We start from the raw sequence: 24,427 nt of genomic DNA, 5'->3' as shown, positions 1-24,427 counted from the left end.
GCTCAGCCTCCCTGGCCTGATCGGTTCGCCGTGGCCAGCAGCCACAGCAGGAACGGGGCACCGAGCGCGCCGGTCACGACGCCGACGGGCAGTGACGCCCCGGGGATGAGGTTCGCGGCGATGAAATCGGCCCCGAGGACGATTCCTGCCCCCACCAGGGCCGCCATGACCAGCGAGGGCCGGTTCCCGAGCAGCCTGCGCGCGATCGGTCCGGACAGGAAGGCCACGGACGCGACGGGCCCTGCGGCCGCGGTGGCCACGGCCGCGAGGGCGACGGCGGTGGACATGAGTCCCAGCCGTGAGGCCTCGACCCGGAGCCCGAGGCCTGCTGCGGCGTCGTCGCCCAGGACGAGGCCCTGCAGGCTGCGCGAGAGGACCGCCGCGGCCGGCAGCAGGACCACGAGGGCGGCGACCAGGACGGCCGCACGGTCCCAGTTGCTCGAGTTGAGCGAGCCGTTGAGCCACAGCAGTGCTTCCGATGCCGTCCGGAGGTCGGTGCGGGTGATCAGGAAGTTGACCAGCGCGTGCAGGACGGCCGCGAAGCCGATGCCGACGAGGATGAGGCGGTAGCCCGCTACTCCCCCCCGGCGCGAGATCAGATAGATCGCCGCGGCGACGACCATCGCGCCGACCAGCGCGGAGAGGGACACGGCGGCGCCGGCGGCGCCGAAGAGGACGATCGCCGTGACCGCCGAGGCACTCGCTCCGTAACTGATCCCGATGATGTCGGGGCTCGCGAGGGGGTTCCTGAGCATGGTCTGGAACACGGCTCCGGCGAGTCCGAAGCACACACCGACCAGGACCCCGATCACCGAGCGGGGAAGCTTGTTCTCCATCACGATGAAGCTGGCACCCGGGATGTCGGCACCCCCGAGGATCCGGAAGACGTCGGGGATGGTCACCGTGTAGGAACCGAGCAGGACGTTCGCGGCGAACAGGACGACGACGACCGCCCCGACCGCGGCCAGGCGGAGCCCGCTGCTGCGTCGGCGACGGGCACGGACGAGGGCCAGCCCTGCGGCCGGGGGTGCCGGGGCAGGCGGCGGGGGGACCTGCGAGGAGTCGAGCGTCGTGCTCACAGGTGGGCCATCCTGCGTCGGCGCACGAGCCAGATGAAGAAGGGGGCGCCGACGACCGCGGTCATGATGCCCACCTGCACTTCTCCGGGCGGCAGGATGACCCGGCCGATGATGTCGGCGCCGAGCAGCAGGACCGGGCCGAGGAGAGCGGAGAACGGGAGGATCCAGCGGTAGTCGGCCCCGACGACGAGGCGTACGACGTGAGGGATCACGAGGCCCACGAAGGCGATGGGGCCGGCGGCGGCGGTGGCGGCCCCGCACAGGATCACGACGCCCAGCGCCGTGATGCCCCGCGCGAGGTTCACGTTCTGCCCGAGTCCGCGCGCCACGTCGTCGCCCAGCGCGAGGCCGTTGAGGACCTTGCCCGTGGCCAGCGTCATCACGAGGCCCACCAGCAGGAACGGGGCGACCGTGCCGATCACGTCCCAGCCCCGGCCGGACAGCGTGCCGACCTGCCAGAAGCGGAAGGCGTCGAGAGTCTCCTGGCTGGAGACGAGGACCGCATTCGTGAGGCTGGCGAGGCCGGCGGCCAGTGCCGCGCCGGCGAGCGCGAGCTTGACCGGCGTCGCGCCCTCCCGTCCGAGGCTGGCGACGGCGTAGACCGCGAGGGCTGCGGCGCCCGCACCGGCGAAGGCGCACCAGATGTACCCGGAGGCGGTGGTGAGGTCGAAGAGATGGATCCCGACGACGACGGCCAGTGACGCTCCGGCATTGATGCCGAGGATCCCCGGATCGGCCAGCGGATTCCGCGCGATCCCCTGCAGGGCTGCCCCGGCCGTTGCCAGGGCCGCTCCGACGAGCAGGCCGATGACGGTGCGCGGGACACGGGAGAGCACGACCGCGTGGTCGCCGTCGGCGGGATCGAAGGCCAGGACGGCGTCGATCATGGTGCCGGGACCGACCGAGCGGGCCCCGATGGTGAGGGAGGCGACGCAGAAGGCGAGGAGGACCAGCGCGGTGAGGACCAGCTGCGCGGCGGTGCGGGGAACCGAGGACCGCCGCCGGGCCGACAGGGGCCGGTCGCCGGTCGAGGGGCGCGAGGCGGCGGCCTGGACTGCCATGGTGCTCCCCTCAGACGGTCGATGAGTCTGAAGTAAGGCTAGCCTATGCTGCTGACGATTAAGAAACGAGTTTGTTCGCTAATTGGGACGGCCGCTGCGGCGGACGCAGGCGGCCCCGCCTGCGTCCACCCCCACTACTCGGGGGTCGGCGGGGTGCCGTCGCCGAAGGGCCGTCCACCCAGGGATGCGCGTCCGTGGTCCGTGGTCCATCCCGCGAGGTCGGGACCTTTGGGGACGATCCCGGTGGGGTTGATGTCCTCGTGCACGATGTAGTAGTGCTGCTTGATCTGCTCGAAGTCGATCGTGTCGCCGAAGCCCGGCGTCTGGAACAGATCGCGGGCGTAGCCCCACAGCGCGGGCATCTCCGTCAGCTTGTTCCGGTTGCACTTGAAGTGGCCGTGGTAGACCGGGTCGAACCGGACGAGCGTGGTGAACAGGCGGACGTCGGCCTCCGTGATGGTGTCCCCCACGAGGAACCGCTGGGTGGTGAGCCGTTCCTCGAGCCAGTCCAGAGCCGTGAACAGCCGGTCGTAGGCGGCGTCGTAGGCCTCCTGCGATCCCGCGAAGCCGCAGCGGTAGACGCCGTTGTTGACCTCGGTGAAGACCCGCTTGTTGACGGTGTCGATCTCCTCCCGGAGCGCCTCCGGATACAGGTTCGGAGCACCCTCGCGGTGGAATTCCGTCCATTCGCCGGAGAAGTCCAGGGTGATCTGGGGGAAGTTGTTGGTCACGACCGCGCCGGTGGTCGTGTCCACGATCGCCGGAACCGTGATGCCGCGCGCGTAGTCCGGATCGCGCTTGAAGAAGGCTTCCTGCAGCCGCTCGATACCGAGGACCGGGTCGCGGCCGTCGGGATCGAGGTCGAAGGTCCAGGACCGGCTGTCGTGGGTGGGGCCCGGGGTGCCGAGGGAGATCGCGTCCTCCAGCCCGAGGAGACGGCGCACGATGATGGTCCGGTTGGCCCAAGGACAGGCGCGGGCCGCGATCAGGCGGTAGCGCCCGGCCTCGACGGGATAGCCGTCCGCTCCGTCCCGCGTGATCCGCGTCTCGATGTACTGCGTGTCCCGCGTGAACTCCTGGCCGTCGGTCACGTAGGACCCCTTGGTGCTGTGCCCTGACGTGTCGGCCTGCTGGGTATCGGTCATGCAGCCAGTCTAGGACCGCGGACATGCAGGAGGCCCGGCCGTTGACACGTCCGGGCCTCCTGGTGCAGGGTGCGGTCGGCCTACCGGCGGGCCGACTCCCGCTCGTACTTCTCGCGGAGCTCGCGACCCTCGTTGACGAGCTTGCGGTACTTCTCGCGCTTCTTGTCGGCAGCCTTGGTGTCGCGGGGCGGCAGCTGGATGCCGTCCTCCGCCTCGATGCCGCCCTGCAGTTCCCTGCCGCGTTCCATCTCGGCGTCGAACTCGACACCGAACAGGAGCGAGAGGTTCGCCAGCCAGATCCAGAGGAGCAGGACGATCACGCCGGCGATGGCGCCGTAGGTCTTGTCGTAGCTGCCGAAGTTGGCCACGTAGAGGGAGAACGCCGCGGTGGTGATGGCGAGGACGATCAGGGCGATGAACCCGCCGAGACTCATCCACCGGAACTTGGGCTGCTTGACGTTCGGCGAGCCGTAGTAGAGGACGGCGATCATGAGGACCGCGAAGAACACGACGACGGGCCACTTGGCGATGTTCCAGATGGTCAGTGCGGTGCCACCGAGTCCGATCGTGTTCCCGACGGCCTCGGCGACGGGCCCGGAGAGCACGAGCATGAGGCCCATGACGACGATCAGGACGAGGACGACGACGGTGACGAGGAGCATCTGCGGGCGCAGCTTGAAGAAGCCCCGGCCCTCCTCGACCTCGTAGACGCGGTTCATCGCCCGGGAGAAGGCGTTCACATAGCCCGATGCCGACCAGATGGCGCCGAGGAGGCCGATCACGAAGGTCAGTCCGGCCGCCTGGTTGGAGGCGAGGTCCTCGATCGTGGGCCTGATGGTCTCCAGGGTGTCCGGCGGCGCGAACTGGCCGACGATCTCCAGGACCTGGTTGGTGGTGTTCTGGGCCTGTCCGAACAGCCCGAGGAGGGACAGCAGGGCGAGGATCCCGGGGAAGATCGCGAGGACCGCGTAGTAGGTCAGCGCCGCGGCCAGATCGGTGCACTGGTCCTTGCCGAACTCGTTGAGCGACCGCTTGAACACGTACTTCCAGGCGGGCTTCCCGACATCCTTCGGATCATCCGGCTTCCGGGGATCGTTCGGATCGGGCGCGGTCTGCGCCTTCTGCGAGGCGTCACTCTTCGGCTCACTGCCGACCTTGCTGTTACTGCTCACGGATACCTCCCGCTATGGCCCTGGAAAGGGCGTCGTGCGCCCTTGCGGCTGTACGTCTCCTTCAACTGCACCATAAGCTTGCTTAGTAGTCCAGTTCGGATCAGCGCCCTCCCCCGTCCCCACAACCAGCAGGCCAAGGAGTAGAACCATGCGCATAGCAGTCATCGGTGCCACCGGGAACGTGGGCACCGCGGTCCTCTCCCGCCTCCACCGGGCAGCGCGGGACCGCGAGGCCATCGAGCGGTCCGGCTACGACACCTCGGGGGACACGGGCGGCATCACCATCACCGGGATCGCCCGCACCATCCCGGACACGACGCAGGCCCCCTACGACGGCGTCGACTGGCATGCGATCGACATCGGGACCGACGAGGGCAGGGAGGCCCTGGTGCTCGCGCTCGCGGGAGTGGACGCCGTCGTGCACCTCGCTTGGGCCATCCAGCCGAACCACGACGAACCCGCCATGCGACGGACCAACGTCACCGGGACGGCCAACGCCCTCCACGCAGCCGCCACCGCCGGTGTGCGGCAGTTCGTCTGCGCGTCCTCCGTCGCGGCCTACTCGCGTGCCGGCAAGGACACCCGCAGGGGCGAGGCATGGCCGACCGACGGCGTCCGGTCCTCCCAGTACAGCCGCCAGAAGGCCGAGCAGGAACGCCTGCTGGACGCGTTCGAGCAGGCCTACCCGGAGATCGCGGTGGCCCGCCTCCGGCCGGCCCTGATCTTCCAGAGCGGAGCGGGCAGCGAGGTGGGCCGCTATTTCCTCGGCCCGCTCGTCCCGAAGGTCCTCCTGGGCGTCCCGCTTCCCGTGCTGCCCGTCCCGGCAGCCTTCATCTTCCAGGCCGTGCACGCGGAGGACGTCGCCGACGCGTACTGGCGGGTGCTGGCGCGACGCGCTTCCGGCGCGTTCAACATCGCCGCGGAGCCCGAACTCACCCCCGCGCGCCTCGCCGACCTGCTCGAGGCGCGTCGCGTGATCGGATTCCCGGTGCGCGTGCTGCGCTGGATCGTCGGCGCGAGCTGGTGGCTCCGCATCCAGCGCACCGATCCGGGGTGGATCGATCTGGCGGCGCAGAGCCCGGTCATGGACACGGCCCGGGCGAGGAGCGAACTGGGCTGGGAACCGCGCCACTCGTCCCGTGACGCGATGGCCGAGGTGCTGGCGGGGATGCGCCACGGCGACGGGCACGCAGGATCTCCCAAGCTGTACCCGAGGTCGAAGAACTGAGCCGGCAGCGCGAGGGCTACTGCGCCGGGATCCTCGGAGCATCGTCCGCGGCGACCAGTGGGATACCCCGGGGGAGCTGATCGGGCGCGCCGGGCAGACTGACGGTGAACTCGGCGCCGCCGTGCTCGACGTTGCGGACGCTGATGCTGCCTCCGTGGCTCTCGGCGATACGGCGGCAGATGGCGAGCCCGAGTCCGGTCCCGGTGGCCTGGCCCAGCCCGTTCTCGGAGCGGTGGAACTCCTCGAAGACGCGCTGGAGATCCCCTTCGGGGATGCCGATACCGTTGTCCCGGACGTGCACGAGGGTCCTCCCCGCGATGTCGACGGTCGTCTCCACCACCACCTCGCCGGTTCCATCGGTGCGCCCGTACTTCACGGCGTTACCCACGAGGTTCTCCATCAGCTGCAGGAAGAGCCGCTCGTCGGCGTAGACGGGATGCGGCGCACGCACCTCGAACCGCATGGCGGGGAGTTGCGTGCCCGGGAGGGCGGTGCGCAGGTCCACGATGCCCTCCATCACGCGGGGGACGTCGATGCGGGTCGCCGTGAGCCTCTCCTCCTTGGCCAGGCTGTAGGCGAGGAGATTCCGGATCAGGGTCCGCATCCGCAGGCTCGCGTGCTGGAGGCGCCCGATGCTGGCCTGCCGCTCGGCGGCGGGCAGGTCCGGATCCTCGAGCAGCTCGAGCCAGCCGTCGAAGACGGTCAGCGGGGTCAGGAGGTCGTGCGCCACGACCGAGGCGAAGCGCCCGAGGTCCCGCTGGTGGACACGCTCGTCGGTCACGTTGCGCGTCACCACCACGGCCCCCCGTTCGCCGGGAAGCGGCATGGCGTCGACCGAGAGGTGCATCACCTCGCCGGACCGGTGGGTGAGGTTCAGGTCCATCCGCTCGGTGACCGTGCCCTCCAGCGCCAGGGTCAGGGGATTGTCGGCCTCGGCCAACGGCTGCCCTTCCGGCGTCGTCACCTCGTAGTCGCGCTTCCACACCTCGCCGGGCCGTGCCGTGCCGTGCCCCAGCCAGCGCTCGCTCGTCGCGTTCTGGAAGATCAGTCGGCGGTCCGGTCCCGCGACGAGGACACCGTCGTTCATCCTGCCGATCACGAGGTCACGGAGGTCCGCCGCTGCCTTCGCCTCCTCGTTGGCCCGGTACAGGCGGGCGATGAGACGGCGCCGCTCGTCCATGCTGAGTGCCAGGACGGCGGACAGGGAGAACGCGATGAACATGAACGACTGGGCGACATAGGCGGCGACGCCGGGGCCCAGGTCCTGGAACGGGCCGCGGCCCGCGAGGGTGAAGAGGACGAGGAACGCGCCGCTGGCGAGGCCGTGCAGCATGGCCCATCCCGCGCGCAGCCGCAGGCCCGCCCACATGTGCGCCGGGATGGTGGTGTAGGCGATCGGCAGCGCGGGGCCGGCTCCGAACGTGAGCACGTAGAGCACCAAGGAGACGACCGTGAGGAGTGCGTACTCGGCGCGCCGCGCCGCTGTCAGCGGCGGAGTGACCTCCCCGCGCGCGCGGGCCGTGACGCTCGAGGCGACCACGATACCCAGTGCTCCGAGGGCCGTCAGGGACACCGCGTGCCGGACCAGCCAGGGGATGAACGCCGAGAACGGGTCCGCCCCGCCCTCCAGTGCGACGCCGGCGACGATGAACAGCGCGCCGAGGGAACAGGAGACGAGCGCGACACCCCCGAGCCGCAGGTAGTCACCGACGGTCCGTACGTCGAGGCCGGGAACCAGTCCGCGGAAGAGGCGGACGGCCAGGGCCGTCTGGGCGAGGCTCCCGAGCGCTACCGACAGGGCGAGGGTGGGGCTGAGTCCCGTGGCGAGGTTGACGACGGTCAGGATGGGAACACTGGCGACGAGCGCGACGGCGAGGTCCCGCCGGGTCCGTGAACCCCAGAGCGCCCACAGGAAGCTCGCCCCCGCCGCAGGCCAGACGAGGGCCAGGCCCGGCGCGTCGAGCATGGTGTGGCGGCCGGTCAGGGCCGCCGCCGCGAGCATCAGGGCGAACAGGACGTGGAGGGACGCCGGCGACAACGCTGCCAGCCTTCCTGAGACCCCCTGCATCCGCTCCTCGCCCATGCCACTACCTGTTCAGAAATGAGATCCGTGCTGCCGGATCGGACCAGAACCGGCGGGACGTGGCTGTGAGACGAGCCACTCCGGCACTCAGCTTACTTGCTGTCCACCACTTACCGTGCGCTTCGACCCGCCGCCCCGCAACCGTCACCGGTCCGTGCCGCGAACGACCGGCGCTGGTCGGGCAGCGTGAACACGTGCAGCGGCAGGGCGTCCGCCGGGGCTCCCGCATCGACCATGGTCCCGTCACCCCGTCGGGGAGTCACCGACGGAGGCCCCACCCGTCAACCAGGCGATCGCCTCCGCCTCGTTCGTGAAGTACCGGCTCGGGGTCACCGAGCGGTAGTTGAAGGCGGTGAGCACCCTGCCCACGTCATCCACGCCGACCACGCCGGTCCGGCACGAGCAGTCGTCCTCGATGAGCAGGTGCCGGGCTTCCGCGGTGATCGCATCGACGAGTCCGATGTTCACCAGGAGCGGCCGTCTCCCGGCGGGCGATGCGGCCGTCACGGCCGCCGTCGTCGAGCGGACGTCGTCTCCTCCGATCGTGACACCCGCGGCCCACCGCAGGCGCAGGAAGGCGCCGTCGTCCGTGAGCGTGTAACGGAGCTCCCCAGCATCCCCAGCCATGTCGATCCATTCGTGTCGTACCCGAGGTCCTGATCCTAGGCGCAGGAGCGTGCCCGGGACAGCACCGCACCGCCACCGCGCACGCGCATTGTGGGCCCGTACGTATCCGGTGGAGGATGGGAGGCGCCACCACCGACCGAAGGAGCCTTCCATGGACCACGAGTTCGATGTCCTCGTCATCGGCGGCGGACCTGCCGGCATGGCGGCCGCCACACGCGCGGCCGAACTCGGCGCGCGCACCGCCGTCGTCGAACGCTCCGCGCTCGGCGGCACGTGCGTGAACTCGGGCTGCGTCCCGACGCGCGTCCTGGCGAAGACCGCCCGGCTGTTCCGGGAGGTCCGCACCGCGTACGACTACGGGATCGTCGTGGACGAACCGTCCGTCGACTGGGCCAGGACGGTCGACCGCGTGCGCACCACGGTGGCCCGGGTCCTCGACGCCAAGGGCTACGGAGCCACCATGGAGCGCCTCGGCATCGAACTGATCGAGGGCGACGCCGAGCTCACCGGCGAGCACGGCGTGGTCGTGGGTGACCGCCGGATCACCGCGGCGTCGATCATCCTCTGCATCGGCGGCAGCGGGCGTCGGCTGCCCGTCGAGGGCGCCGAGTACGCCGTCCTGCCGCACGAGGTGCTGGGCCTCGAGAGCCTGCCCGGAAGCGTGGCCATCATCGGAGGCGGGCACACCGGGGCGCAGATGACCACCATCTTCGACGCGATGGGCTCCCGGGTCCTCCTGCTGGACCTCGCGCCACGCATCCTGATGACGGAGGACGAGGACGTCGCCGCGGCCGTCACCGGGAGCTTCACGGGCAAGGGCGTCCAGGTGGAGACGGGCATCGGGGGGATCGACAGCATCCGGAAGGAGGCCGACGGCCTCACGCTCACCTGGACGCGCGACGGCGAGCCGCTGGCCCGCACGGTGGACGCCGTCATCATGGCGGCCGGCTGGCCCGCCAACCTCGCCGGGCTGGGCCTCGAGGCGGCGGGCGTCCGGACCGCACGATCCTTCATCCCCGTGGACGAGTACCTGCGCTCCAGCGTTCCGCACATCTTCGTGGCGGGTGACGCCAACGGCACGAGCATGCTGGTGCAGGCGGCCGTCTTCGAGGGTGAGACCGCGGCCGAGAACGCGGTGCTCGGCGCCACGCGCACCACGCCGCACCACCTGCTGCCCGAGGGCGGCTTCACGGATCCGGACTACGCAGGCGTGGGGCTGACCGAGACGAAGGCGAGGGAGCGCGACGCCGAATGCCACGCGGTCTCCGTGCCGTACGCGGTCGTCGAGCGGCCCATCATCGACGACCGCGAGCAGGGATTCCTCAAACTCGTGATCGACCGGCGCCGCGAGCTGATCCTCGGTGCGCATGCCGTCGGTGAGAACGCGGTGGAGGTCATCACCGCGGTGGCGTCCGCGATGGCGGCGGGCACCGACCTCGCCACGCTGGCCCGGGTGAAGTTCGCCTACCCCACGTACAGTGCCGTGATCGGGCATGCCGCACGGGCCGCACTGCGCGGCTGACGGGTGGGGTCCGCGCCGACGGGACGCGGAACCCCGCTAGCTGCGGAGCAGCACCAGCTCGTCCAGCGGAAGGCGCGTCCGGGGTGCGGTCTCCCGCTCCGCCAGGGCGCCGGGAAGCTTGCCTGCCTCGTCCACCGTGCCGACGGCCGTGATCGTCAGGGGCTTCAGGTTGTCGGCCAGGTCGAAGGCCGCCACCACCCTGTCCCACTCCACCCCTGCCATCTGATGGGTCGCCAGCCCCTCGGCCTGCGCCTGCACGCTCAGGTGCGCGATGGCCTGGCCGAGGTCGTACTCGGCGTAGGGACGCAGATCGCCCTCCACGGACGATGTCTCGGCGATGCCCACGACCAGTACCGAAGCGTTGTGGGCCCAGGCGGCGTTGAATCCCACGAGGGCCGAGACGATCGTCTCGAACGCGTGGGTCCCGCGCCGGGCGACGATGAAGCGGCGGGGCTGGTTGTTGCTCGCGGACGGCGCCCAGCGCGCGGCCTCCAGCAGGGCGTCCAGCTGGGGCTCCGTGATCGTCGCCTCCGGATCGAAGGACCGTGGGCTCCAGCGCCCGGCCAGCTCGCTGGTGATCGGAACGCTGGTGTCGGCGATGCGGGTGGTGGTCATGGAAGTGCTGAGCGGCATGCGGGTGCTCCTGTGCGTCGATCGGAAGGGCGGCGCACCATCGGGCCTCGCTGGGGACAACACAGGTGACGGCCGCACCATTCCTGCCGCCAGCCCCTGCATCAGCGCCGGGGGTCGTCCCGCCGACGTGGGCCGCGCGCCAGCGCCAGGTACTGCGGATTCCGCTCCAGGAACTCCCGCGCCGGAGCGCAACCCGGGATCACGTCGATGCGCCGTCGATGGGCGTCGAGCATCGCTCCGCGCATCAGCACCCGTTCCAGTCCCCGTCCCTCGAAGCCCGCGTTCTCGACGACGGCACGCAGGGTGAGCCGGCCCGCGCGGATCGAGTACCTCAGGTACGCGGCGAGGTAGCCGTCGAAGTAGAGCTCGAAGCGGGAGCCTACGGGCGAGTCCCTGAAGACCCTCCGGACCGAGGCACCGCGCTGAGCGGCGATCCTGCCCATACGCCGCTCGATCTCGTCCACCACCGCACCGTAACGCTCCGATGCCCACCGTGGCGGGGCATCGGTGTCCAGCGAGCGGAACATCGCGTTCGCCAGGACGCGCAGTTCGGCGAGCGGGACGACCGCCAGGTCGCCGCCGTCCAGCACGGATGCCATCGACAGTGCTTCGCGCTCCCGCTTCGTGGGAGGCGCGTCGTCGAAGGGCTCAGGAAGGAGTGCGAGAAGGGGTGCCGGTTCCGGATCTGCCGAGCGGGGCTCACCGGCGGAAGCACCGGTGATACCGGACAGGATCGAGATGTCGGTCATGAGGATCCGATGATGGTCGGGTCGCGGCCCTCTGCTGGACCGTGGTGGTGCGACTGTAGCCCCTCCCACCCCCAGAATTTTTCCGGGTCGCGTCTTCCGCCCCTTCGGGACGGCGGACTCCCGGAAATCGAACACATGTCCTATTGTTGAGCCAATCAGCACGAGAACCGGAGGATCAGGGATGACGGCACAGACGGTCGGAACGGGCGACGGAACACCCCGCCCGCTCGATGAGCCCGCATCGGTGCGCTTCACGCCCACCGGCACGCCCCTTGCACTGAGGTGGCGCGGCAGCATCTGGCAGGTGGTCGGTGAGTCCACCCCGTGGCGCGCGTCGTCCACCGAGCGCTCCATGGCCGCCTTCCCGATATCCGGAGCCGACGGGCCGGCCCCGCGGTCCTGGCGGTTCCAGGCCCAGACGGGTCCCGCCTCCCCCGTCCTCGATTTCGTGATCGGCCTCGACGACCGGCACGGTGAGTGGCGGCTGCTGCGCGTCGGCGGCGTCGGCAGCTGACCCGCCCGAGGCCGTCCCTGCTCAGCGGTGCGCAGCGCCTACCGGCGAGTCCGCGCGCGCGTCACGGCGGCGCCAGTAGGCCGCCATGGCCGCCCCGGACACGTTGTGCCACACCGAGAAGATCGCACCGGGCAGTGCGGCCTCCGGGGTCAGGTAGGTCCGGGCGAGTCCGGCGGCGAGCCCCGAGTTCTGCATTCCCACCTCGATCGCCGTGGTGCGTCTGGCGGGGGTCGGCAGCCGGAAGGCGCGCGCCGCGCCGTAGCCCAGGGCGTACCCGAGGCCGTTGTGCAGGATGACTGCGGCGAACACCAGCAGCCCGGCGGAGAAGATGATCCCGGCGCTTCCGGAGACGACGGCGATCACGACGACGGTGATCGCCCCCACGGAGATCCATGGGAGGGCGGGGAGCAGCCGCTCGACGAGACGGGGCAGGAAGTAGCGGACGACGAGGCCCGCGACGACCGGGATCAGCACGATCTGGAGGATCGACAGGCCGATGGCCGCCGCGTCCACCGGCATGTACCGGCCCGCGAGCCACAGGGTCAGCAGCGGAGTCAGCACGGGCGCCAGGATGGTCGACACCGAGGTCATCGCGACGGACAGGGCCACGTCGCCGCGCGCGAGGTAGGACACCACGTTCGACGCCGTCCCGCCGGGACAGCAGCCCACGAGGATGACGCCGGCCGCGAGGGCGGGCGGGAGGCCGAGCGCCATCGAGACGCCCCAGCCGAGGAGCGGCATGATCACGTACTGGGCGGCCACACCGATCACCACCGGGATGGGCCGCTTCCCGACGAGCGCGAAGTCGACCGGCGTGAGGGTCAGGCCCATGCCGAACATGATGACGCCGAGCAGGGGATTGATCAGCGGACCGAGGCCGGTGAAGGTCGCGGGCGTCAGGACGGCCACGAGTCCGCCGGCGAGGATGAGGAGCGGGAACAGCGTGACCGCGATCCTCGCACTGCGTTCTTCGGCGGCCTGAGGTCGGGACGGATCTTTGCTCATTGTTAACCGAATACCATGCGCCGCCCCATATGACCCACTGCTAAAGTATCTGTCACCCGAAAGGCAAGGGTACTTGGTTCCTAACCAACGGGAGGTATGGCGATGGCGACGACCGACAGGAAATTCACCGCTACGGAGGAGTCGACGAGCAAGCATCCGCACGACTGGGGGCGGGCCATGGCGGTCGCCATCTGCCGACTCACGGACATGGCACGGGAGGCCGGCGACCCGGTCCACCACGAGGCGCTGATCGGTGAGGACCTCCACCTCTTCGTCGAGGACACGGAGGACGGTGTGGCCATCACGATGTCCTGGACTCCGCGTGAGCAGGGCGCCGTGGCGCCGGCCGCGATCGCCCTGCCGCCGACCGACGGCGATGCGGACGACGACACGGAGACCCCGCACAGCGCCTCGGGCCAGCGATTCGACCCGACCGGCGGCAGTACGGCAGGGGTCGGCCAGTAACTCCGCACCCGTGTCCAGCCCCTCCGGTTGCTAAGCCTGCTGATGATATGCGGGGTAGGGTGAGACGGAATCACCCAGCCAACCATGTGGAGGACAGCATGAGTGAACGCCCGGATCCCTCGAACGCAGGCAATCCCGACCCCCTCGAGAACCACATCACCGGCCTGGAGCCCGGCGGCGGTGTGCCACCGGGTGAGACGCCGCCGGCAGAATCCAGCACGGCCTGGCAGCAGCAGGGCCACGCGGACGAGGAGAAGCCCTCGAAGGGCCGCCAGGCGATCTGGGTCACCGTCATCGGGATCGTCGTGCTCCTGGCACTGCTGTACTTCGTCGGCTACATCGTGGGGATCATCGACCTCTTCTAGAGTCCTGCGTGAAGCACGAAGCCCCCGTCCGCCGGAGCGGACGGGGGCTTCCTGCTCGGCGGCCTAGGGTGCCTCGGCGCCGTCGCGCAGCCGGTAGTAGTCGATCAGCGCCGACTCCTCCGCGGGCGAGAGCTCCGCGGTGTTCGCCGACCCCGGCGCATCGGCGATCTCGCTCTTCGACCAGGCGAGGTGGAGGGCGTCACCCTCGAAGCGTGAGTTCGCGAGGGGCACGAAGTGCTTGCGTGCGTTCAGCAACCCGAAGGAGACCGTGACCCAGGCCGGGACGCCGGACTCCTTCTCGAGGTGTACGTCGTTGACGTCGCCGAGCTTCTTGCCCTTGCTGTCCCAGGCCGTTGCCGCCTGGAGCTTGTTGATTTCCGCCTGAGCCATCGAGGTTCCCTTCATCGGACGCGAGTACTCCCATTCCAGCCGAGATGCCGCGGAAGGGCAATCGGCGGTCCCCGTCAGGCCTTGTCGGCAGCCTCGCCGAGCATCGGCACGAAGCGGTCGAGCGCCCAGACCAGGCTGAGGGGGTTGGCCGCCGAGATGGAGAGCGTCAGGGTGTTGTCACTGTCGGCGACGAGCGCACCGCTCTCCACGGCAGGGATCTGGCTGAGCAGGGGATCGCTCGCGATGGCCTCCTCGGTGGCCTCGTCGGGGACCCAGGTGACGAAGACGTCGGAGTCGAGCTCGTTGGCACGCTCGGCGGACCATGGGATGAAGAACTCCTCCGAACCCTTCGTGTTCTCCGTGACGACGTCGGCCTGCACCATGCCGAGCTCGGTCAGGAAGCGCGGGCGGTTGTCGTTGGCGGTGTAGACGCTGACGCCCTCCGCGCTGCCCGGCTCGAGGTTGCCGTAGATGAACGTCTTGCCCTCGAGCTGGGGGTACTCGGCGGCCGCCTCGGCGATGGCCTGCTCCGTCTCCGTCACGAGCTGCTCGGCGTCGTCGGACAGGCCGAGCGCCTCGCCGATGATCCGCGTCGAGTCCTGCCAGGCGGTGCCGTACGCGACCTCGGGGTAGGCGACGACCGGCGCGATCTTGCTCAGGGTGTCGTAGTCCTCCTGCGACAGGCCGGAGTACGCGGCGAGGATGACATCCGGGGCCGTGGCGGCGATGTCGTCGAACGCGATGCCGTCCGTCTCCGTGTACTGTGCGGGCGCGCTCTCCGTTCCGATCGCGGCGCCGAGCTCCTCGAGCTTCGCGTCCTTCCACGGCGTGGACTGGTTCTCGTTGCCGCCGTAGGTGTCGGCGGGCATGCCGACGGGCACGACGCCGAGGGCGAGGGACACGTCCGCGTTCACCCACGACACGGTCGCGACGCGCTCGGGCTTCTCGGTGAGGGTGGTCTCGCCGAAGGCGTGCTCGATCGTGACGGGGAAGGCATCCGCGCCGGCGGAGGCACTGCTGCCACCGGTGGCCGCGGCCCCACTGTCGGCAGGGCCGGTGGAGCAGGCGGAGAGCGAGAGGGCGGCGACGGCGACGGCGGCGACGAGGCCGCGCAAGCGTGAGGGGGCCATGGGGGTCCTTGACTTCTGTGGCCTCGGAGGAGGCCGTGGAACGGGGTAGAAGTAAGGCTAACCTAAGCCGATCTGGATTACGAAATGCTTTCGTTGCGTAATAGCTACCGCTCGCGCGCCTTGCGCGTCGCCCGGTCGTTCGCCTTCTGCAGCGCCTCGACGAGATCCGCCTTGGACATCGTCGAACGCCCGGGCACGTCGAGCTTCTTCGCGAGGTCGTAGAGGTGCTGCTTGGAGGAGTTGGCGTCGACGCCTCCGGCCGTCGGCCGCGCTTCCGCCCGCCCTCCGGCCGCCTGGTCGTCCGACGGGCCCTTCTCCTCCTTCGGCTCCCAGTGGTCCCCCACCTTCTCGAAGCCGTGCTTCAGGGAGGCGAAGGCGGTACGGCGCGCGCGCTCGCCGTCGCCGTACTGCTCCTCGGCCGCGTCCAGCGTGGCCGCGAACGTGTCCTGGGCCTTCTCGTCGGAGCGCTGCAGCGTGCTCGGCAGCGTCTCCGGCTTGACCTTGCCGTCCTTCGTGAAACGTGACATTCCAGCAGCCCTCCGGGAGATCGACGGCGGCCCTGCGGGACGGCCGGGCCGGTACGAGCAACCTACCGCAGGGGAACAGGCGGATTCGAGCACGGACAGCACCCTGTGCATCGGCGCCCATCCGCTGTAGCGTGAAGCGCACCAGCCATTGGGGACTGCCAACCGCAGGGGGACGCGGTGTCCGGCCCCAGGGCCGGACCATCACCTACGCGCCAATGGAGGACATTTGTGATTCCGAGCAACACCACCGCGTCCGGTACGCCCGGCAGGGCGAAGAACCGGGCCCTCGCACTCGGCATGGCGGCGCTCATCGCCCTGCCGCTGCTCGCCGCGGGACCAGCCCGGGCGGACGGCAATTTCCCCTCCCCGGGGGGCACGACGAACACCGCCAGCATCCTCACGTACGCCGACACCGTGAAAGAGCTCGAGAAGATCGAGGCGACGTCGCGCTACGGCGTGGACGTCTTCACCCTGGCCGAGGCCGGGACCGCCGTCGACACCAGCGAACAGGGCCGGAACCTGTACGTGGCGACCGTGGGCACGGGTCCGAAGGACGTCTGGGTACAGGGCCGCATCCACGGCAACGAGCCCTACGGCGCCGAGGCGATCCTCAGTCTCCTCAAGGACCTGGGCACCAACGGGTCGCCGGAGTACAAGGCGATCAGGGACGCCTTCACCATCCACTTCATCCCCATGTACAACCCCGACGGCAGCGAGCTCAACATCCGGCAGACGGTCCTGTGGGACACCGCGGCGGACGCACCCCGCACGGACGCGAACGGGCGGGACCTCATCGTGGACCTGAACCGCGACTGGGTGGCCGGCAAGTTCCAGGCACGCGAATCGCTCGCCTTCTACGAGTACTGGACCCTGGTGGATCCGGACTACGGCATCGACATCCACCACCAGGGGCTGAAACAGCAGTACGGCACGGGCGACGACGTCACGCTGTCCCTCGGCATCTCGCTCGCCCCGGGCGGTCCCACCCTGCCGACGATCGAGGGCGGCGCCTACGACATCCTGACGCGGCAGATGCACGGCTACGTCTACGAGGAACTCGAGGACACCGGTTTCATCACGATGGACCGCTACCAGGTGGGCAACAGCCTGGAGATCGACATCAAGGGCGGCGTCGTCTCGGCGATGATGCTCGGGCTGAACTACCAGGGCCTCAATCCGGAGGGCCACTCCAACCCCGTGGTGTTCTTCGAGACGTCGGGCAACACCAGTGACGGCTCGCTGGGCCAGAAGGCGCGCGGCAAGAGCATCCAGCAGAACATCCTGGCCATGCGGACCCTGCTCACCGGCCTCGCCAGCGGCGAGGTCCAGCAGACCGACCCGGAGGTGTGGGAGGAGATCCCGCACGCTCCGGTCACGGGGTACAGCACCGACTACGCCGGGACCATCCCCGTCACGCCCTAGCTCGAACGAGCAGATGCACGACGACGGCGCCTCCGCAGCCTCGCGGGGGCGCCGTCGTCGTGCCGGTCCCGATCCGCGCCCGGGCCCGACCTGCGCGCCCGGATCCGCGGCATCAGCCCCGCGCGGCGAGGAAGGCCTGAAGTGCCGGCAGGTCGTCCGTGTTGATGTGATCCACTCCCGCCGCGGCGAGCTCTGCCCAGACGGCCTCCCGGGCGGGGCCGGGGAGGTCCGGCGTGGCCCAGAAGCGGACCCGCGCGCCCTGGGCGTGCGCCGTGGCGACATAGGCCCGGAGCTCGGCCCGCTCGGTCGCCGGCATCTCACCGACCCCCTGCCAATCGAAGAGCTGCGTCCAGTTGTTGCTGATCAGCGGCATGAGGCTCGACGGCAGGGCGGAACCGAGATCGGCGGCACGGCCGTCGTAGAAGCTCAGTCGCTGCCGGTCGGCCGCCATGGTGGCCAGCGGCCGGTTCCCACTGATGACCACGCTGACCGCACCCTGCTTGACCTTGCCGTTGCTGAAGCGCGTCAGCATGACGCGGTGTTCCTCGAGGTCCGACTCGATGGCGGCCCACGTCGCCTCGGCGTCGCCCTTGATGTCCACGAGGAGCTGGAACTCACCGTCCCATCCCGGGTAGACGCTGCCGGCCCTGCCGCGGACGAGCTCGTCGAGCGGATCGAGGTACAGGCTCTCGAGGGTCACGCCCGGCGTCACGTCCTCGGCGTCATGCGCCACGAGGAGTTCCCCGTCCACGAGGTGGACGTCGGCCTCGACGCTCGTGAAGCCGTGCTCGAGCGCGTCGTGGAGCGGGCGGTCGTGCTCGTAGTCGTTGTGCGCGTGGGCGGCGGCCTGCGGCGTCCCGAGCACGACGTCGTCGCGATTGGAGGCGGCCGACGCCGGCACGGCGGCGGTGAGGGCGAGGGGCGCGGCGAGCAGCACGGCGATGGTACGTCCGATGGTCATGGGTCGTCAGCTTCCTGCAGGGTTCGGGGACGGTTCCGAGGCTAGGAAGCGGACATGATCAGGAGACGGACTCCGGCCGACCCGGGGGTGAACACCTGCGGACCGGCCGGGCCCTCAGCCGAGGGTCGCGAGATACCGGACGAGTTCCCGGGGAGCCGACGTCGGCGCCACCGCCTCGACCGCCGCGTTGTAGTTGGTGTTCGTGTTGACGTCGTACGTCAGGACCCGCCCGTCCGCGGTCTCGATGAACTCGATGCCGCAGACCTCGAGGTGGTTGCGCCGCGCGAACTCCTCGAACTGCGCGATGACGGGGTGGTCGAAGTCCTCGCGGAGGCTGAAGAGCTGCTGGTCCGGCTCAGGGGCGATCGTCGCGCCGGGCGGCATGATGGGCTTGCCGGTCTCCGGGTCGATCGCGCAGGCGTCCGCAGGGCAGAGCTGGAACCCGCCGCGTGCGGTGTCGGCCTTGATCGCATAGACGAAGCGCCCGCCGACGATCTCGGCGCGCGTGATGAAGGGCTCCGCTGCCTGGATGAATTCCTGCACCAGGGTGATGCCGTCCGCCGGCTCCTCGAACTCCTCCGACGCCACGTAGGCGGCGAGCTCGTCATGGGACTCGAACTTGCGCACCCCGAGGCCCTTCCCGCCCTGGTTGTGCTTCACGATGAACGGTGCGTCGAAGCCCTGTGCCGCCTCGACGATGCGCTCGCGGCCGACGGCGGCCACGGTGCGCGGCGTATCGATCCCAGCGGCCCTCAGGGCGGTCAGCTGGTCCACCTTGCTCATCTCGAGCTCGAGGACCCGGCGCCCATTGACCGTCCGGCGGCCGTGCGCCTCCAGCCATGACAGCACGGAGCGCGCGTAGTCCTTGGACAGGCCGTGATCCCGGGTGTGCGCCGACGCGCTGATGCGGGACCAGAAGATCCCCTCAGGAGGGACCGAGTCGAGATCCAGCACCCCGTCGGTGAGCAGCCATTCGACCACCTCGACCCCCTCGGCCTCGAAGGCGCGGGCGAAGGGCGGGAACCATTCAGGGTTCTCGTGCAGGGCGTAGACCGTTGTCACGGAGGTCCTTCCGATCGGGAGTGGGACGGCTGGCGTTCATCGTCATAACCGGACCCGTCGGACACCTATTCCGTGCTCCGCGCACAGGCGTCCTCCCGCGGGACCGGCCAGCGGGCGTCAGTCCTCGATGAAGATGTCATTGCCCGGCCCGAGCGGCAGGTCGAGGTAGAAGAACACCGTCAGGATGGCCACCCACGCCAGCCAGAACGGCACCACGAAGGGCAGCATCCGGGCCATCAGGGTGCCCAGGCCCGCTTCCGGTTCGTACTTCCTCAGCATGGTCAGCAGCACGATCATGTAGGGGTTCAGCGGGGTGATGACCTGCGTGGCCGAGTCCCCCACCCGGAACGCCCCCTGGATGAAGGCCGGCTCGTACCCGAGCAGCGCGAACAGGGGGACGAAGACCGATGCCATGAGCGTCCACATCGAGGACCCCGAGATGATGAACAGGTTCAGCACGGACGCGAGCAGGATGAACGCGAGGACCGCCGGGTACCCGGTCAGCCCGATTCCCTCCAGCGCTCCGGCACCCGCGACAGCGATCCAGGAGCCGATACCGGACCAGTTGAACAGCGCGATGAACTGGCCGAGGATGAATGCGAGGACCAGGAAGCCGGCCATGTCCTTGATCGCCTCGCCCATGACACGGGGGACGTCGCGCCCCGTGGTGATGGTGCCGACGACCCGCCCGTACACGAGTCCCGGAATGGTGAAGAGCAGGAAGACGATGAAGACGATCGAGCTCAGCAGCGGCGAGCGCGGCAGGAACCCGCCCGTCTCGTTCCGCCAGGGCGAGTTCGGCAGGAGCACGGCCACCACGATCGCCAGCGCCACGACGACGCCCACGATCATCGACCACCGCAGGCCGCGCGCCTCCTGCGGCTCCAGTTCGGCCTTCAGGACCACGGGTGCCGCGGCGTGCTCGCCGTCCTCCACCACCTCGTCGACGGGGACCGCCTGCCGGGCGAGCCGGGGTTCGAGCACCTTGTCGATGATGAACCCGGCGATGACGATCAGCACGAGCGAGGACGCGATGTTGAAGTAATAGTTCGAGAGCGGCGTGACGGGAGCGCCGGCGTTGGGCAGGCTCTCCGTGACCGCCGTCGTGATGCCGGCGAACAGGGCGTCGAGGCTCGTGACGAGCAGGTTCGTGGAGTATCCCGCGCCCGCCGCCGCGAAGCCGCCGAGCAGCCCGGCCACCGGGTGCCGCCCCGCGGCCTTGAAGACGAGGGCCGCGAGCGGCGGGATGATGACGAAGGCGGAGTCGGACATGACGGAACCGACCACGCCGACGAAGCCCACCGCGTACGGCAGGGCCCAGCGGGGTGCCGAGCCGAACACCTTGCGGATCAGGGCACCCAGCAGGCCGGACTTCTCGGCCACGCCGACGGCGAGCAGGATCGGCAGCACCGTGGCCAGCGGCGGGAAGCCGAGGTAGTTGGCACCGAGGTTCTCCGTGAGCCAGGTCATGCCCTCGCCCGTGAAGAGACCCTTGATGACCGTCGCCTCCTCGGCGCCCGGCACCTGCACGGTGACGTTGCCGAGCGCCATGCCGGTGGTGACCACGGCCGTGATGCCGAAGAGGATCAGGAAGAGCATGAACGGGTCGGGCAGCTTGTTGCCCACCCTCTCCACGCCCGTGAGGAACCGGTCCGTCAGTCCCGGGCTGGGTGCTGCAGTGGTCGACATGCGTTCTCCTTGGCGGTCGGTGCTGCGGGTGCTGCGGGTGCTGCGGGTCGTCCGGGGGCCGGCGGGTCCGGCACCCGGCGGGCAGGGCGGGTCAGTCGAAGTAGGAGGGCACGTCGATCGCGCCGCCCTGGTCCTCGAACTCCTCGTGCACGGCGGTGCGCAGGGAGGCGTCGACGAGGTAGTCCAGCGCGGTGAGCGCCAGCCCGACGGCGCCGTCGAGCGCCCCCTGCTCCGCCTCGGCGCTCCTGGCCGCCTCCGCGAAACCCCGCGTGTGCAGCGCCGTGGCCGGCTCGGCGATGCGGATGAGGGGATGGATCCCCGGGATGCGGTAGCTCACGTTGCCGAAGTCGGTGGATGCAGCGAGCGCCTCGGAGACGACGCCGAGCGGAAGCGGGGAGCGTCCCCGGCGCTGCTGCGCGGCCACCCAGCGGCCCGTGAGCGCGTTGTTGGTGCGGATGGGCAGGGACGGCGGATGCTCGTCCCACTGCAGGTCCACGCCCGTCCCCGTCATCAGGGCAGCGCCGCGGGCGACGTCCTCGAGCCGCCTGCTCAGGTCCTTGAGGGTCGCCGGCTGCTGCGAGCGGGCATAGAGCTTCAGCACGGCACGGCCCGGGATGATGTTGGGGCTCTTCCCACCCTCGGTGATGTTCGTGTGCACGCGGTCCGACGGCGGCAGCTGCTGCCGGAGCAGGCCGATGCCCTGATAGGCGAGGCTGGCGGCGTCGAGCGCGTTCCGGCCCATGAACGGCTGGGCGGACGCGTGCGCCTCGACCCCCGTGAACGTGATCGTGAGCAGCCTCCGCCCGAGCCACACCTGGTCGGCGAGGTCGTAGCCGTAGGGGTGCACCATGATCGCGGCGTCGACGCCGTCGAACGCCCCGTTGCGGGCCAGCACCTCCTTGCCCGAGTGCCCCTCCTCGGCGGGGGTCCCGAGGAACACGACGCGGCCGGGCAGCCGGTCGGCCACCGAGGCCAGGGCCAGGAACGCGCCGAGGCCCGCGGCCGCGATGACGTTGTGGCCGCAGGCATGGCCGATCCCGGGCAGGGCGTCGTATTCGGCGAGGACCGCGATGGTCGGGCCCGCGTCCGCATCGCCCACCTCCGCGCGTACCGACGTCTCCACCCCGTGCACCCCGAGGCGGGCGTCGATACCGTGCCGCGTGAGTTCCTGGTGCAGCAGCATCGCACTGTGGTGCTCCTGGAACGCGGTCTCCGGATGGGCATGCAACTGCTGCACCACGTGCCGGAGGCGCTCCGCGACGGCCTCCGCGCCCCGCTCGACGTCGTCGGCCAGTGCGGACGGCGCGCCGTGGAACGCGGACGGGACCGGTACCGCATCGGCGAGGAGCCTCCGCGTCCGCTCGTCGATGGATTGCAGGTACGCCGCGTCCGGCGGTGTGGGATGAGCCATCCGAGTAGCCTAAGCAACAATCAGCGGGCTGCGCACTCCCGGAACCCGATGTCCGGTGTTCCAGCGGCCCTGCTCGCCGAAAGATAATCTTCCGGAAATATCCCTGCAACACCGCTCCCGAATCATGGAGGAAGTCGCCCGCCAGTCTCAGCGGGCCGCACCCTGAACCACCGAGGAGCACCCATGACCGCCATCGCCACCCCCAGCACCGCCCGCGTCCTCGACCTCGGCGCGCTCAGCACCGGAACGGTCGTCGAGGCCCGGCGGAAGAACGAGGTGCACTACCGCGGGTGCGTCGAGGACACCGCGCCGGGCCTGGGCGTCGTGTGGATCCGCGACGACATGGCCGGGCATCGTGCCATCCTCCACCTCGACGAATACAGCATCTGGCACGTGGCCGCCTGACCCGCGGCGCTCCGGCCCCTCCTAGACTGGAGGAATGACTGCAACCCTCGTGGCGAAGGACCTGTCCGGGGGCCACGCCCACCGCACCCTCTTCTCGAAGCTCGACCTCACCGTCGCCCCCGGGGACGTCGTCGGGGTGGTCGGGGCGAACGGTGCCGGCAAGACCACGCTCCTGCGCCTGCTCGCCGGCGCGGACGCGCCCCTCGCGGGCACCGTGCGCACCACCCCACCCGACGCGTTCGTCGGCTGGCTGCCGCAGGAGCACGAGCGTCTGGACGGTGAGACGGTCGCAGCGTACATCGGCCGCCGCACCGGCACGACGGCGGCGACCCTCGCCATGGAGGACGCCGCTGCCGCGCTCGGCAGTGGGCTGAAGGGCGCCGACGACGCCTACGCGGCCGCGCTGGACCACTGGATGGCCTCCGGCTCCGTGGACCTCGAGGACCGTATGCCGTCCGTCCTCGCCGACGTCGCCGGCGGCATCGACCCGGCCACGGCGACCACCGCCCTCTCCGGTGGGCAACTCGCCCGCGTCGCCCTGGCCGCGCTGCTGCTGAGCCGCTTCGACGTCGTGCTGCTCGACGAACCCACCAACGACCTCGACCTCGCCGGCCTCGAGCGCCTCGAATCCTTCATCCAGAACCTGCGCGGCGGCGTCGTCCTCGTGTCCCACGACCGCGAGTTCCTCGCCCGCTGCGTCACCACCGTCGTCGAGCTGGACCTCGCGCAGAACAGGGTGGCGGTGTACGACGGCGGCTACGACGCCTTCCTCGAGGAGCGGGCCGTCGCGCGGCGCCATGCGCGCGAAGCGTACGAGGAGTACGCGGAGAAGAAGCAGGACCTCGTGGGGCGGGCGCGGACGCAGCGGGAATGGAGCTCCCAGGGCGTCCGCAACGCGATGAAGAAGAGCCCGGACAACGACAAGATCCGCCGCAGGGCCAGCATGGAGTCGTCCGAGAAGCAGGCCCAGAAGGTCCGCCAGATGGAGTCGCGCATCGCTCGGCTGGACGAGGTCGAGGAGCCGCGCAAGGAGTGGCAGCTGCAGTTCACCATCGGCGCCGCGCCGCGGTCGAGCTCCGTGGTGGCGACGCTGAACAACGCATCCGCCACGCAGGGCGGATTCACGCTCGGTCCCGTCTCGCTGCAGGTCAACGCCGGCGAGCGCATCGGTATCACGGGTCCCAACGGCGCGGGGAAGTCCACGCTCCTGCGGCTCCTGCTGGGCCACCAGCAGCCCGACGGAGGGGTGGCCACCCTCGGATCGAGCGTGGCCGTCGGCGAGATCGACCAGGCGCGCGGACAGCTGGACGAGGCCCTTCCCCTCGGCGCCGCCTTCGAGGCACTGGTGCCGGAGCTGTCCCAGGCCGAGGTGCGGACCCTCCTCGCGAAATTCGGCCTCAAGGCCGATCAGGTGCGCGCCGTCGTCGGGTCCCTCTCCCCCGGCGAGCGCACCAGGGCCGGGCTGGCCCTGCTGCAGGCACGCGGCGTGAACCTGCTGGTCCTCGACGAGCCGACCAACCACCTCGACCTCCCCGCGATCGAGCAGCTCGAGGACGCCCTCGAGTCCTACACCGGCGCGCTCCTGCTCGTGACGCACGACCGCAGGTTGCTGGAGAACGTCCGGCTGGACGAGCGCTGGCAGGTGGCGGACGGCCGGGTGACGGCGGGCTAGGCGGACCGGCGAGCGAGGCGGGACGACGGGCCAGGCGGACCGGCGTCCGATCCTCCGGCGCGCGCCCCGTCCCCCGTCCCCCGTCCCCCCCCTCCCGGCCTTCCCGGGCC

Annotated in this window: 24 protein-coding genes; 8 read left to right on the top strand and 16 right to left on the bottom strand. The window is 70.3% G+C overall.

Annotated elements, in window-relative coordinates; translation table 11 throughout:
- Positions 1 to 2: 2 nt before the first annotated feature.
- From ACX80U_RS07725 to ACX80U_RS07710, 4 genes are all read right to left on the bottom strand, one after another.
- Positions 3 to 1,013, bottom strand: coding sequence for a FecCD family ABC transporter permease (locus tag ACX80U_RS07725; RefSeq protein ID WP_133081594.1), 1,011 nt, complete (start codon positions 1,011 to 1,013; stop codon positions 3 to 5).
- A gap of 62 nt (positions 1,014 to 1,075) precedes the next feature.
- Entirely contained in the window at positions 1,076 to 2,140 is a 1,065-nt protein-coding gene (locus ACX80U_RS07720; protein ID WP_208741140.1) for a FecCD family ABC transporter permease, read from the bottom strand.
- Positions 2,141 to 2,274: 134 nt separating this feature from the next.
- Positions 2,275 to 3,285, bottom strand: a complete 1,011-nt coding sequence (locus ACX80U_RS07715) for a glutathione S-transferase family protein (RefSeq protein WP_459267989.1) — start codon at positions 3,283 to 3,285, stop codon at positions 2,275 to 2,277.
- Between the two features lie 80 nt (positions 3,286 to 3,365).
- Positions 3,366 to 4,457 carry a YhjD/YihY/BrkB family envelope integrity protein gene (locus ACX80U_RS07710; RefSeq protein ID WP_133081347.1) on the bottom strand — a complete coding sequence of 364 codons (1,092 nt, stop codon included), beginning with the start codon at positions 4,455 to 4,457 and terminating at the stop codon, positions 3,366 to 3,368.
- A 148-nt stretch (positions 4,458 to 4,605) separates the two neighbouring features.
- Between ACX80U_RS07710 and ACX80U_RS07705 the strand changes: the two genes are divergently transcribed.
- Positions 4,606 to 5,685: an NAD-dependent epimerase/dehydratase family protein gene (locus tag ACX80U_RS07705; protein ID WP_133081348.1), complete on the top strand. Its 1,080-nt coding sequence runs from the start codon at positions 4,606 to 4,608 to the stop codon at positions 5,683 to 5,685.
- A gap of 16 nt (positions 5,686 to 5,701) precedes the next feature.
- On the opposite strand, the gene ACX80U_RS07700 is transcribed toward ACX80U_RS07705, so the two are convergent.
- Together ACX80U_RS07700 and ACX80U_RS07695 are read right to left on the bottom strand one after the other, a co-directional pair.
- A complete protein-coding gene (locus tag ACX80U_RS07700; RefSeq protein WP_133081349.1) occupies positions 5,702 to 7,768 on the bottom strand; it encodes an ATP-binding protein in 2,067 nt (688 codons plus the stop codon).
- 243 nt (positions 7,769 to 8,011) lie between these two features.
- Positions 8,012 to 8,395, bottom strand: coding sequence for a hypothetical protein (locus ACX80U_RS07695; protein ID WP_133081350.1), 384 nt, complete (start codon positions 8,393 to 8,395; stop codon positions 8,012 to 8,014).
- A 151-nt stretch (positions 8,396 to 8,546) separates the two neighbouring features.
- Between ACX80U_RS07695 and ACX80U_RS07690 the strand changes: the two genes are divergently transcribed.
- Positions 8,547 to 9,917, top strand: a complete 1,371-nt coding sequence (locus ACX80U_RS07690) for a dihydrolipoyl dehydrogenase family protein (protein ID WP_459267988.1) — start codon at positions 8,547 to 8,549, stop codon at positions 9,915 to 9,917.
- 36 nt (positions 9,918 to 9,953) lie between these two features.
- On the opposite strand, the gene ACX80U_RS07685 is transcribed toward ACX80U_RS07690, so the two are convergent.
- Both ACX80U_RS07685 and ACX80U_RS07680 read right to left on the bottom strand, forming a co-directional pair.
- Positions 9,954 to 10,550 carry a nitroreductase family protein gene (locus ACX80U_RS07685; RefSeq protein ID WP_133081352.1) on the bottom strand — a complete coding sequence of 199 codons (597 nt, stop codon included), beginning with the start codon at positions 10,548 to 10,550 and terminating at the stop codon, positions 9,954 to 9,956.
- Positions 10,551 to 10,651: 101 nt separating this feature from the next.
- Positions 10,652 to 11,299 carry a GNAT family N-acetyltransferase gene (locus ACX80U_RS07680; RefSeq protein ID WP_459267987.1) on the bottom strand — a complete coding sequence of 216 codons (648 nt, stop codon included), beginning with the start codon at positions 11,297 to 11,299 and terminating at the stop codon, positions 10,652 to 10,654.
- A gap of 181 nt (positions 11,300 to 11,480) precedes the next feature.
- Here ACX80U_RS07680 and ACX80U_RS07675 point away from each other — a divergent pair, with 181 nt between their 5' ends.
- Positions 11,481 to 11,813, top strand: coding sequence for a hypothetical protein (locus ACX80U_RS07675; RefSeq protein WP_208740565.1), 333 nt, complete (start codon positions 11,481 to 11,483; stop codon positions 11,811 to 11,813).
- A gap of 21 nt (positions 11,814 to 11,834) precedes the next feature.
- On the opposite strand, the gene ACX80U_RS07670 is transcribed toward ACX80U_RS07675, so the two are convergent.
- On the bottom strand, positions 11,835 to 12,818 hold the full coding sequence (locus ACX80U_RS07670) for a bile acid:sodium symporter family protein (RefSeq protein ID WP_459267986.1): 984 nt from the start codon (positions 12,816 to 12,818) through the stop codon (positions 11,835 to 11,837).
- Positions 12,819 to 12,920: 102 nt separating this feature from the next.
- Here ACX80U_RS07670 and ACX80U_RS07665 point away from each other — a divergent pair, with 102 nt between their 5' ends.
- Positions 12,921 to 13,283: a hypothetical protein gene (locus ACX80U_RS07665; protein WP_459267985.1), complete on the top strand. Its 363-nt coding sequence runs from the start codon at positions 12,921 to 12,923 to the stop codon at positions 13,281 to 13,283.
- Positions 13,284 to 13,381: 98 nt separating this feature from the next.
- Positions 13,382 to 13,648, top strand: a complete 267-nt coding sequence (locus tag ACX80U_RS07660; protein ID WP_133081356.1) for a DUF6480 family protein — start codon at positions 13,382 to 13,384, stop codon at positions 13,646 to 13,648.
- A gap of 63 nt (positions 13,649 to 13,711) precedes the next feature.
- On the opposite strand, the gene ACX80U_RS07655 is transcribed toward ACX80U_RS07660, so the two are convergent.
- From ACX80U_RS07655 to ACX80U_RS07645, 3 genes are all read right to left on the bottom strand, one after another.
- Positions 13,712 to 14,038 (bottom strand): PRC-barrel domain-containing protein, encoded by a 327-nt coding sequence (locus ACX80U_RS07655; protein ID WP_208740568.1) that lies wholly within the window; start codon positions 14,036 to 14,038, stop codon positions 13,712 to 13,714.
- 74 nt (positions 14,039 to 14,112) lie between these two features.
- On the bottom strand, positions 14,113 to 15,168 hold the full coding sequence (locus tag ACX80U_RS07650) for an ABC transporter substrate-binding protein (protein ID WP_459267984.1): 1,056 nt from the start codon (positions 15,166 to 15,168) through the stop codon (positions 14,113 to 14,115).
- A 104-nt stretch (positions 15,169 to 15,272) separates the two neighbouring features.
- Positions 15,273 to 15,695: a ChaB family protein gene (locus tag ACX80U_RS07645; RefSeq protein ID WP_133081359.1), complete on the bottom strand. Its 423-nt coding sequence runs from the start codon at positions 15,693 to 15,695 to the stop codon at positions 15,273 to 15,275.
- A 228-nt stretch (positions 15,696 to 15,923) separates the two neighbouring features.
- Between ACX80U_RS07645 and ACX80U_RS07640 the strand changes: the two genes are divergently transcribed.
- On the top strand, positions 15,924 to 17,117 hold the full coding sequence (locus ACX80U_RS07640) for a M14 family zinc carboxypeptidase (RefSeq protein WP_459267983.1): 1,194 nt from the start codon (positions 15,924 to 15,926) through the stop codon (positions 17,115 to 17,117).
- A gap of 112 nt (positions 17,118 to 17,229) precedes the next feature.
- Here the strand turns inward: ACX80U_RS07640 and ACX80U_RS07635 are convergent, their stop codons facing one another.
- The 4 genes from ACX80U_RS07635 to ACX80U_RS07620 all read right to left on the bottom strand — a co-directional run bounded on the left by ACX80U_RS07635 (position 17,230) and on the right by ACX80U_RS07620 (position 22,240).
- Entirely contained in the window at positions 17,230 to 18,078 is an 849-nt protein-coding gene (locus ACX80U_RS07635) for a phosphatidylinositol-specific phospholipase C/glycerophosphodiester phosphodiesterase family protein (RefSeq protein WP_459267982.1), read from the bottom strand.
- A 114-nt stretch (positions 18,079 to 18,192) separates the two neighbouring features.
- Positions 18,193 to 19,140 (bottom strand): ATP-grasp domain-containing protein, encoded by a 948-nt coding sequence (locus ACX80U_RS07630; protein ID WP_133081361.1) that lies wholly within the window; start codon positions 19,138 to 19,140, stop codon positions 18,193 to 18,195.
- A gap of 117 nt (positions 19,141 to 19,257) precedes the next feature.
- On the bottom strand, positions 19,258 to 20,829 hold the full coding sequence (locus tag ACX80U_RS07625) for an AbgT family transporter (protein ID WP_459267981.1): 1,572 nt from the start codon (positions 20,827 to 20,829) through the stop codon (positions 19,258 to 19,260).
- Between the two features lie 91 nt (positions 20,830 to 20,920).
- The gene (locus ACX80U_RS07620) at positions 20,921 to 22,240 is read right to left on the bottom strand and encodes a M20 family metallopeptidase (protein WP_459267980.1); all 1,320 of its coding nucleotides are present in this window, start codon (positions 22,238 to 22,240) and stop codon (positions 20,921 to 20,923) included.
- 183 nt (positions 22,241 to 22,423) lie between these two features.
- Between ACX80U_RS07620 and ACX80U_RS07615 the strand changes: the two genes are divergently transcribed.
- Both ACX80U_RS07615 and ACX80U_RS07610 read left to right on the top strand, forming a co-directional pair.
- Positions 22,424 to 22,645, top strand: coding sequence for a hypothetical protein (locus ACX80U_RS07615; RefSeq protein ID WP_133081364.1), 222 nt, complete (start codon positions 22,424 to 22,426; stop codon positions 22,643 to 22,645).
- Between the two features lie 34 nt (positions 22,646 to 22,679).
- A complete protein-coding gene (locus ACX80U_RS07610; RefSeq protein WP_459267979.1) occupies positions 22,680 to 24,317 on the top strand; it encodes an ABC-F family ATP-binding cassette domain-containing protein in 1,638 nt (545 codons plus the stop codon).
- Positions 24,318 to 24,427 lie beyond the last annotated feature (110 nt).

It is taken from the genome of Arthrobacter sp. TmT3-37, assembly GCF_054510835.1.
The sequence above is the reverse complement of the archived record's forward strand: the minus strand, read 5'-3'. Positions and strand labels throughout refer to the sequence as shown.